Origin of the sequence: Anaerobutyricum hallii DSM 3353 (assembly GCF_000173975.1) — a bacterium.
Classification (GTDB): Bacteria; Bacillota; Clostridia; order Lachnospirales; family Lachnospiraceae; genus Anaerobutyricum; species Anaerobutyricum hallii.
On sequence record NZ_ACEP01000166.1, the window covers coordinates 1 to 9,624 of the forward strand.

The window sequence follows — 9,624 nt, forward strand, 5'->3', positions numbered from 1 at the left end:
TACTCTATCAAGTGGGTAGCAGACGCAATTCATCTCCCACCTTAGAGGTCGGAGTATTCTTGCTGTAAGAGGATAAAATGCTATACTATTATGACAATCGTTTAAGAGTCAATCCAATAAGTTTTGATTTCCTGGAATTTTTATATCTCCTGTCATCTTCCTCAAAGCTCCCCCTAACTGATTTCCCAAGCTGCCAACGGCAGAACTCCAGAAGATAAATAAAGCCTATTTGTGGCCTCGGAGCAAGGTTTGGATGCGAGCGTATAAGCGAACATTCAAACCGCCGCGACTAAAGTCAAAGTCACAAATAGGCTTTATTTATCTTCTGGAGTTCGTCTGTTTCTGCGGCAAATCAAAAAAATATCCCCACCATTGTAGAGCAACACTCCACCCGGTGGGGATATTTTATGTCATTAACAAATAAAAAGTGATTAACTGTTTAGTAAACGATAACAGGGAATCCTGCATCTACATATTTATAAAGAGTCGCTGCGGTAGAATAAGGGCAGTTAACACAGCCATGAGAACCGCTTCCTCTGTAAATAGAACCGCCATAAGAACTTCTCCAGCTATCTGCATCATGGAGTCCCTGACCACCATTAAATGGCATCCAGAAGTTTACATGAGAGGAATAGGAGCCGCCACCAGCGTTTGGTCCTGTTAAGGTAGCATCTTTTTGTTTATAAGTGATTGCATAAACGCCTGTATAAGTCTGATGTCCCCTTGTTGGGTCACCAGTTACAACGGAGGAGTTTACTTTACATTCTCCGTTAACGTAGAGCCATATTTCCTGATTGGAAATACTTACTTCGACATAAGAGTCACCGATATCATCTTTAGCTGACTTTCTGCATTTGGCTTTGTAGGAGTATACAGGTTCTCTTTCTACATCTTTACCGGACTTGATTTCTTTGATAAGTTTGGTTTTTTCTTTATCGAAATAAATCTTCCAGCCGTAGTCACCGCCGTATACATTGATCTTAGAGCCGTAAGCGGTAGTGAAAGGACGGGAGGATCCCATTGTATTGTATTTGGAGCCGAGTTTTTCAATATAGTCTCCAACTTTGCTTTCGTCTAATGTTACTTTAAAGTCTTTGGAGATTTTAACCCAGTCTTTGGATGTTTCATAATCAAGTGTCTCTGTTGTGTAATCAAAATCATAAGTGATAGTGCCGCCAGCGTATTTGTTTGCTTTTGCGAGGGCATCAGTTACGACCTTATCTTTTGCATAATATTTTGGAAGTTTGTAAAGATTCTCTTTTTCAAGGTCAATCTTTGTGATTCCTGTGGAAAGGTCCTTTCCAATTAACTTGATGAGAGCTTTTTTCTTTACAGTGTTACCAAGAACTTCAGGGACAATTTCAAACTGGCTGTCTCCTGCTTTTATGTAAGTACTCTTTGGTGCAGTTACATTTTCTTTTTTGAAACATGCAAGATTATTAATAACTTTTTCCAATTTGGTTTCATCGTAAGTTACATCTAATTTAACAGTATAGTGTTTGGAACCAAACAGATTTGTGAACCATAACCATGGATTCATGGAATCCTGTAAGTCACTGATCTGGCTGCCGACATTGATGACTGTTCCGACATCGTTAGCATCAATAACTTCTGTACGTTCCTTTTCTTTTAAAGAAATCTTATGAGATGCAAGGTCATCTGTAAATGTTTTCTCAGCTTTGGTTACATCCATCTCCCCGACTTTTACATGGTTGATTAATGTGTTATGTGGAAAATGGCTGGAATAATAGTAAACACCACCGCCGTAAACGGCAAGAAGTAAAACAACAATAACGGCTGCGGCAATCTTACCTGTCTTAGAGGACTTTTTGTCACTGCGGCGGTTTCTTGTTGTTGAACTGTCTGGTGTGACATTTGTTGTCTGTGTATCACTCATTCGTGAATAATCTCCTTTCTTAAAATTAATTTAATGATAAATCGCGCAGTAGATTTGCGCGTGGGCTGTATTATAGTCAATTTCCAGCATCTGAAGATAGTGGTTTTGCCTACAAAAGAACAAAAGAATCATATTTATGAGATTCCCTTTGTGTGACCCGGATTTGTAACTAGACTATATAAATTTATAGAGTTACAAAACAGTAACATTATAATACATTTTCAAGAAAAATGATATTAATTATTCTTAAAATTGTGTTACAATTTCGAAATTCTTATAATCATATTACATCTTCTGGATTAATTCCAGAAATTCCTGAACTTCCGCTGGATTTCTCTTGCTTAAACTGGAATTATGAAAACGGGAATCCATTGTAACTTCCGGGCCGAACCAGGCAGGAGCATTGTAAGCATTGGCACTGTCTATATCCGAAAATTCTACTTCTGCCATGCAAAATCCATTGTAATCGCCCTCGAATACGTCAAGTTCGATTAAGTAAGGGGTATCTGGAATTTTATACCGTTTCTTTTTGATAGAAATGCCATCTTTTTTTGAAAGCAGATGTTTGAAAGATTCTTCTGTAAGTGGCATTTCAATTTCTTCTCTGGCGAGTAATCCAGCAGACTTCAGGGTGAGAATATAATCTTCGTTTTTTTGCCTGACACGGATAACGGGTTCTGTGGAAATGTATGCCTGAATTAAAGTATCACAGGAATAACTTTCTAAATTGTCGGGTAAAGATTTTATTAAAAACTTTCTTTCAATTTCCATGTTCATCCTCCCTAAAATATTATTTTAATTAAAAAATAACAGTCGATAACAATGTATTACTATATAATATCATATTTTTAGGAGAAATAAAGTGAAAAAAGTATGACCAAGCTTGATAAAAAGGTGCAAGTAGGATATTATTAAGGATAATGAATTTATTAACAAAGTAAAGGAGGCTTATGATGCGTTCAGTATATGTATTTTGTGCCGATGGTTTTGAGGAAGTAGAAGGACTTACGGCAGTAGATTTATTGAGAAGAGCTGGTGTTTCTGTGACGATGGTTTCCATTATGGGAAGAACAAAGATAACAGGAGCCCGTAATATTTCTGTGAATACAGACATTTTAATAGAAGATATTAAGGAAGAGGCAGATATGCTCGTACTTCCGGGAGGAATGCCGGGAACGAATTATTTAAGAGACCATGAGGGTCTTGCAGAACTTTTAAAAAAGCAGTATGAGGCTGGTAAGTGGGTAGCAGCAATCTGTGCGGCACCATCTGTATTTGGCGGACTTGGCTTTTTAAAGGACAGAAAGGCAACCAGTTATCCGGGATGTCTTGACGGAATTCCTGTGGGAGAGTATACAGAAGAGCCGGTTGCTGTTGATGGTAATGTAGTAACAAGCCGGGGAGTAGGTACAGCGATTGCATTTGCACTGAAGTTAATTGAAGTATTGATTAGCAAAGAAAAGGCAGACGAGATTGCCGCCTCTATTGTATATCCGGTATAGGGGGAAGATGATGCAGCAGGAGAGTAAGATTGGATTTTTGTGGCAGTATGTGATTGCCTGCATCCATCCATCTCAGTATAAAGAACTGATTAAGAAGAAAAAGGGAGCATTTGTCGGTTATGTAGCTGTGCTTGTCATGTTTCTCGTACTTATCGAGAATGTGATTCCATTTGCGGCATGGACGGCGAGTGTCGGTGGTTTAGAAAATCTGGTTTTAAACCGTATCCCGAAGTTTACTTTAGAAAAAGGATATTTTCAGAGTGAGAGTCCGATTGATTTTACAATAGGCGGGGTTGTTCATATCAAGGCAGATTCGTCAGTTGAAGAATTTAAGGAGTCGGATTTTAAATCTGATTATGTACAGGAACTTTTAGTTGGAAAGAAGAACATTTTAATTAAGATGCCAAGTGGAAATCAGCAGATTGTACTTTCTCAGTTTAAAAATTGGAAGTTGAATAATAAGGGATTAGCAGAGATGCTTCCAGCATTTTATATGTTTCTTGTATTCTATTTGGTGGTACTTCTTATAACGAAGGCAGTACAGTATCTTTTGGTAGCGTTGGCATTTGCCCTTATATGCAGGGGAAGTGTCCGAACGACAGAGGGTAAGATTGTATCAATGGCAGAGTCCTTTTACATTGCGGTCTATGCCAGAACGCTGGCGGCGGTTATCGGAAGCGCGAATATAGCACTTGGATACATGATAGATAGTTTTGTGCTTATGATTGTGACAGTATTTATCACGATGGGATTTATTATGCGGGGCGAGATTTCTGTCCTCGACCCACAACCTTCGAAGGAATAAAGCGTTTTCAAAGGAATCTATTTTGTGCAATATTTTATACAAAATGTTCAAGCAACCTGAAATATTTAAGTAACCGGGGGATTTGAGAAGAATTATCCCGGATATTTTAAGGAGGAAGAGTTATGTCAAAGGTTATTATGGTTACCGGTGGAAGCCGAAGTGGAAAGAGCGTGATTGCAGAGCAGAAGGCAAAGGAATATGGCAAGCGCAGTGTTCTTTACCTTGCGACAGCGATTCCGATTGATGATGACATGAAGGAGCGTATCCGTATGCATCAGGAGCGACGTGATCCGGAATGGGGAACTTATGAAGGATACCGCGATCTTGGTGAGGTTGTAAAAAATACGGAAAAGAATACCATTCTTCTTGACTGTGTCACTGTTATGATCACGAATATTTTGTTCGAAGAAGAGGAGAGAGATTTCGATAAGATTTCTGCTTCTGAGGTGGAGAAGCTTGAGAGTGAGGTTATTAAGGAACTGACCAATCTTGTAAAGGCAATTCGTGATGAGGATAAAACACTTATCATTGTATCCAATGAAGTAGGAATGAGCATTGTACCATCTTACCGTCTTGGAAGAATTTTCAGTGATATTTCAGGAAAGGCCAATCAGGTGCTTGCTTCATTAAGTGATGAAGTTTATGTAGCCATCAGCGGACTGCCTCTTCGTCTGAAATAGGTGTGCTTATGAGCAGAAAGAAAAAAAGAAAAGGGAGCGGATTTTTCTCAAATCTGCTTCTTCTATTGTGTATTGTTGTTTTTTGTGTTGCTGCGTGGAAACTGTGGGGATATTACAATAATTATCATGGTGGAAGAAAAGAGTATGAGCAGTTAAGGCAGTATGTAAAGGAAAAAAAGGATTCTGATAAAAAGAGGAAGAAAAAGTCAGGACCGGATACTTGTCCGGTTCAGGTGGATTTTGATGCACTTGCCAGGATAAATCCTGATGTAAAAGCATGGATTTATATTAAGGGAACTGGTATTAATTATCCGATTGTCCAGACAACGGACAATACTTCCTATCTTCACAGAACCTTTGAAGGAAAGGATAGTTTTATTGGAGCTATCTTTTTAGATGCGGGATGTGAGGCAGATTTTTCTTCAGAAAACAGTATTGTTTATGGGCATAACTTGAAGAATGGTCAGATGTTTGGTATGTTAAAGAAGAATTATGATACCAGTTATAATGCAGATGCCGATTATAAAGACCATCAGAAGATATGGATTATCACACCACAAGAAGAGATAGAGTATCAGGTTTTTGCGGCAAGAGAAATTGATGTGAATGTAGATGCCGATGTCTATACAATAGAATTTGCCACCGAAGAGGACTATGCAGATTATTTAAAGACGGCAGTAGAAAAGTCGCTCTATCATCTTGGAACAAAGACAGGCAGTACAGAAAATATGTTGACATTGTCCACCTGTACTTCTTCTTCGGAAGCCGGACGATTTATTGTACAGGCAATGCAGATACAAAGGACAGCAAAGGAATAGACAAGGAGTAACTATGGGAGAGAAAAATATATGGGAGAGAATAAAGGACTCATCAAACTGCAGAGTTCTCATTCTTAATCTGATTCTTACTCTCTGTCTGAATCTTCTTTTGGAATTTACAGAGAGAAGATCAGTAAGTGAGGTGTTCTCGTTTGTTCAGGAGAGAACATTTGTATTTCTTTATAATGGATTTATTATATTTTTATGTTTATCGGTTGTATTTTTAGTAAAGAAAAAGATTTTTGCGTATGTATTTATTACTGGCTGCTGGAGTCTTGTGGCGATTGCGAATGGCATTGTGCTAAGTGACAGAAAGACACCGTTTACAGCGGTAGACCTTACGTTAGTGAAGTCGGTACTGCCGATTCTCAGCAGCTATCTTGAGGTATGGCAGATTGTAGCGATTGTTATTTTGCTGGTGATTGGAGTAGGAGGTCTTGTATGTCTTTACCTCTATTCGCCGGAGGATAAGAAGTTTAAAAGTGCTTTCTCCGGATTTTTATATACAGCAGTTACAGTAGTGTGTTTTTGTGCAGTAACATATGTCGGTGTCGGCAAGGGAATGCTTATCAAGAAGTTTGATAACCTGATAGCTGGATATAAAGATTATGGGGTTGCCTATGGATTTTGTGTGACAGCGATAGATACAGGAATTGACCGCCCGATCAACTATTCGAGAGATACGGTAAAAGGTATAAAGAAAAAGGTCAAAAAGGCAGAAAAGAAGCAAAAACAATCGGAAAAAGCAGAAGATGTACGGGAACCGAATATTATTTTTATTCAGTTAGAATCCTTTTTCGATGCGACAACCGTAAAGAATTTAAAAGTTTCGGAAGACCCGATTCCGACATTTCATAAGATTCAGAAAGAATATACCTCCGGGTATTTGAAAGTTCCAGTATATGGAGCGGGGACAATTAATACAGAATTTGAAGTGATTACAGGAATGAACATGGATTACTTTGGTACAGGAGAGTACCCATACCGAAGTATCCTCCACAAGACAACCTGTGACAGTGTTGCTTACTGGTTAAAGGAGAAAAATTATGAGTCCAGTGTGATTCATAATAATAATGCTTCTTTTTACGACAGAGATGCTGTTTTTTCCAATCTTGGATTTAATAATTTTATTACCATTGAAAATATGGATGTAAAGAGCAGGAATGAAGTGGGCTGGGCAAAGGATTCTATTCTGACAACGTACATTATGGATACATTAAATCAGACGAAGAAGAAAGATATTATTTATACGATTTCTGTGCAGGGGCATGGAGATTATCCGACTGATGACCAGAGCGGTTCTCCGATTACTGTTTCTGGTGAGGGAATGAGTCAGAGTTATCTTAACCAGTTTACATACTATGTAAATCAGACAAGAGAGATGGATGATTTCATTAAAGATTTGACGGATAAGCTTTCGGATTATCATGAAGATGTAATGGTTATCGCATACGGAGACCATTTGCCGGGAATGAATTTAGAAAGCAAAGATTTAAAAACGAATTCCAAATATGAGACACCATATTTTATCTGGGATAACTTTGGATATAACAAAGAGAATAAAAAGAAGCAGTCTGGGAAAGTAGAAGCCTGGCAGCTTGCGTCTAAAGTGTTAAAAGAAGTAGGAATTCATAATGGATTCTTAAATGAATACCATCAGACAATGGAAGAGGATAAGAAATACCGTAAAAACTTAAAGCTTTTACAATATGATATGCTTTATGGAAGTAACTTTGTAAGAGAGGATAAAAAGTCCTTAGAGCCGACGAAGATTAACTACAGCCTGAGTCCTGTAGAAATTACGGAGATAAAAGAAGACAGAGATGATTATCTGTTACTTGGAAATAACTTTACAGATGCAAGCCGTGTCTTTGTAAATGGAGTGCGTGCTGCCTCGAAAAAAGAGAGTAGCAGTGTCTTAGAGATTCCCAAAAGTGCTGTAAAAGAAGGGGATAAGATTACCGTTCATCAAGTTAGCGTGACGAATGAAAATATTACCTTAAATCAGTCAGAGGAATACGAATTCCATAAAGATAAAGTGAGATTGTTATACAAAAATTTGTATGATGAATAAATAAAAAGAAAAACAGGAGGACAAAGTATGTCAACAACAACCGCAATATTATGCGCCTTTGGCGTGTACTTACTGCTGATGATTGGAATTGGCGTCTGGTGTATGAAAAAAACAACAGGGGCTGATGACTATTTCTTAGGCGGCAGAGGACTGTCCGGCCCAGTTGCAGCCTTATCTGCACAGGCATCCGATATGAGTGGATGGCTTCTTATGGGACTTCCAGGTTCCATTTATGCGCTGGGTACAGGGCAGGCATGGATTGCTATAGGTCTTGGACTTGGAACAATCGCAAACTGGTTAATCATTGCAAAACCGCTTCGTGCCTACACCATCGTAGCAAATAACTCAATGACTCTGCCAGAATTTTTTGGTAATCGTTATCATGATGAAAAGAAGATTTTGTTAGGAATCTCTTCTGCGATTATCGTTGTTTTCTTCTTAGTATACACCGCTTCTGCGCTGGCATCAGGAGGAAAGCTTTTCAACACCGTATTTGGTATTGATTATCATGTGGCATTATTTATCGGAGCAGCTGTTATCCTGATCTACACATTTATGGGGGGATTCCTCGCTGTATGTACAACAGACTTCGTATAGGGAACAATGATGCTTATTGCCCTTTTGATTGTACCGATTATCGCATGGGGTTATGTAAGTGGAGATTTCTCCTCTTTATTAGCACAAAGTGGTGTGAACTCTGAGCATTATATGAGTCTTATGTACAACGGAGATCATGCTATCACACCGATTGAGATTATCTCTAACCTTGCCTGGGGACTTGGATACTGCGGAATGCCACATATCCTCATCCGTTTCATGGCAATCAAGAATGAAAAAGAACTTCGTAAGTCATCTGTGATCGCAATCGTGTGGGTAGTAATTTCCCTTACTCTTGCTGTAGTGATCGGAGTAGTAGGTCGAGCTTACCTTCTTCCAATGATTCTTGGAGAAACAGCAGGCGCACCATCTACAGAATCTGTATTCATCCAGATGATTCAGGAAACATTTACAAATAAGATTAACCTTCCATTTATTGGAGGTCTCTTTATCTGTGGTATCTTAGCAGCAATCATGTCCACAGCTGATTCACAGCTTCTTGTATGCTCATCCTCAGTATCCGCAGATATTTATCAGGGGATTTTTAAACCAAGTGCAAGTGATAAGGAAGTATTAAATATTGGACGAATCACAACAATTATTGTTGCAGCCCTTGCTTTCATTATTGCATGGGATCCAAACAGCTCCGTCATGGCACTCGTATCCGATGCCTGGGCAGGACTTGGAGCTGCCTTCGGCCCATTAGTAGTAATGAGTCTTTTCTGGAAGAGAACTAACCTTCCAGGAGCTATCGCAGGACTTCTTTCTGGAGCTTTAACCGTGATTATCTGGGATTATATCCCGATTATCGGAGGTCAGACTCCATATGTAGCAACAGGATTATATTCTCTCGTTGTTGGATTTATTATCAGCTTACTGTTTATCGTGGTAGTGAGTCTGATGACAAAGGCACCGGAAGAATCTATTATTGAGGAATTTGAGCTCTATAAGGGCTACGAAGAATACGATAAATAGAATTTGCCACAGGCAAGGGAGACGCCTCTATAGAAGAACAAACAATCGGATTGCCAGAAGGATTAACGAGAAGAAGTCCTAAAAAATTTATTGATTTTGTTCCGTTGTGCTAAACGCTCCATTTTGCCCAATAAAACAGAAACTTCGGAAAAAGCAGTCCGAAGTTTCTATGGTCAAAATTCCGCAGCACAAAGTCACAAAATTCAATAAAACATAAATTCTGACTTTACTTCAGCAGCCAAAGACAGCTCACAGTAAATAAAAGAACCTATATTC

Annotated in this window: 7 protein-coding genes and 1 pseudogene; 6 read left to right on the forward strand and 2 right to left on the reverse strand. The window is 38.8% G+C overall.

Annotated features, from left to right (window positions below):
* Nucleotides 1-439: 439 nt before the first annotated feature.
* Nucleotides 440-1,897, reverse strand: coding sequence for a L,D-transpeptidase family protein (locus EUBHAL_RS13915; protein ID WP_005351539.1), 1,458 nt, complete (start codon nt 1,895-1,897; stop codon nt 440-442).
* Between the two features lie 285 nt (nt 1,898-2,182).
* Entirely contained in the window at nt 2,183-2,668 is a 486-nt protein-coding gene (locus tag EUBHAL_RS13920; protein ID WP_044923725.1) for a CYTH domain-containing protein, read from the reverse strand.
* Between the two features lie 182 nt (nt 2,669-2,850).
* Between EUBHAL_RS13920 and EUBHAL_RS13925 the strand changes: the two genes are divergently transcribed.
* The 6 genes and pseudogenes from EUBHAL_RS13925 to putP all read left to right on the forward strand — a co-directional run bounded on the left by EUBHAL_RS13925 (nt 2,851) and on the right by putP (nt 9,348).
* Nucleotides 2,851-3,399, forward strand: coding sequence for a DJ-1 family glyoxalase III (locus tag EUBHAL_RS13925; protein WP_005351545.1), 549 nt, complete (start codon nt 2,851-2,853; stop codon nt 3,397-3,399).
* Nucleotides 3,400-3,406: 7 nt separating this feature from the next.
* On the forward strand, nt 3,407-4,204 hold the full coding sequence (locus EUBHAL_RS13930) for a DUF1189 domain-containing protein (protein ID WP_005351547.1): 798 nt from the start codon (nt 3,407-3,409) through the stop codon (nt 4,202-4,204).
* Nucleotides 4,205-4,326: 122 nt separating this feature from the next.
* A complete protein-coding gene (gene cobU, locus EUBHAL_RS13935; RefSeq protein ID WP_005351549.1) occupies nt 4,327-4,884 on the forward strand; it encodes a bifunctional adenosylcobinamide kinase/adenosylcobinamide-phosphate guanylyltransferase in 558 nt (185 codons plus the stop codon).
* Nucleotides 4,885-4,892: 8 nt separating this feature from the next.
* Complete coding sequence (srtB, locus tag EUBHAL_RS13940; RefSeq protein WP_005351551.1) at nt 4,893-5,702, forward strand: class B sortase; 810 nt, start codon at nt 4,893-4,895, stop codon at nt 5,700-5,702.
* 13 nt (nt 5,703-5,715) lie between these two features.
* Entirely contained in the window at nt 5,716-7,776 is a 2,061-nt protein-coding gene (locus EUBHAL_RS13945; protein WP_005351554.1) for an alkaline phosphatase family protein, read from the forward strand.
* Between the two features lie 102 nt (nt 7,777-7,878).
* A pseudogene (putP, locus tag EUBHAL_RS13950) lies at nt 7,879-9,348 on the forward strand (sodium/proline symporter PutP).
* The last annotated feature ends 276 nt before the right edge of the window (nt 9,349-9,624 follow it).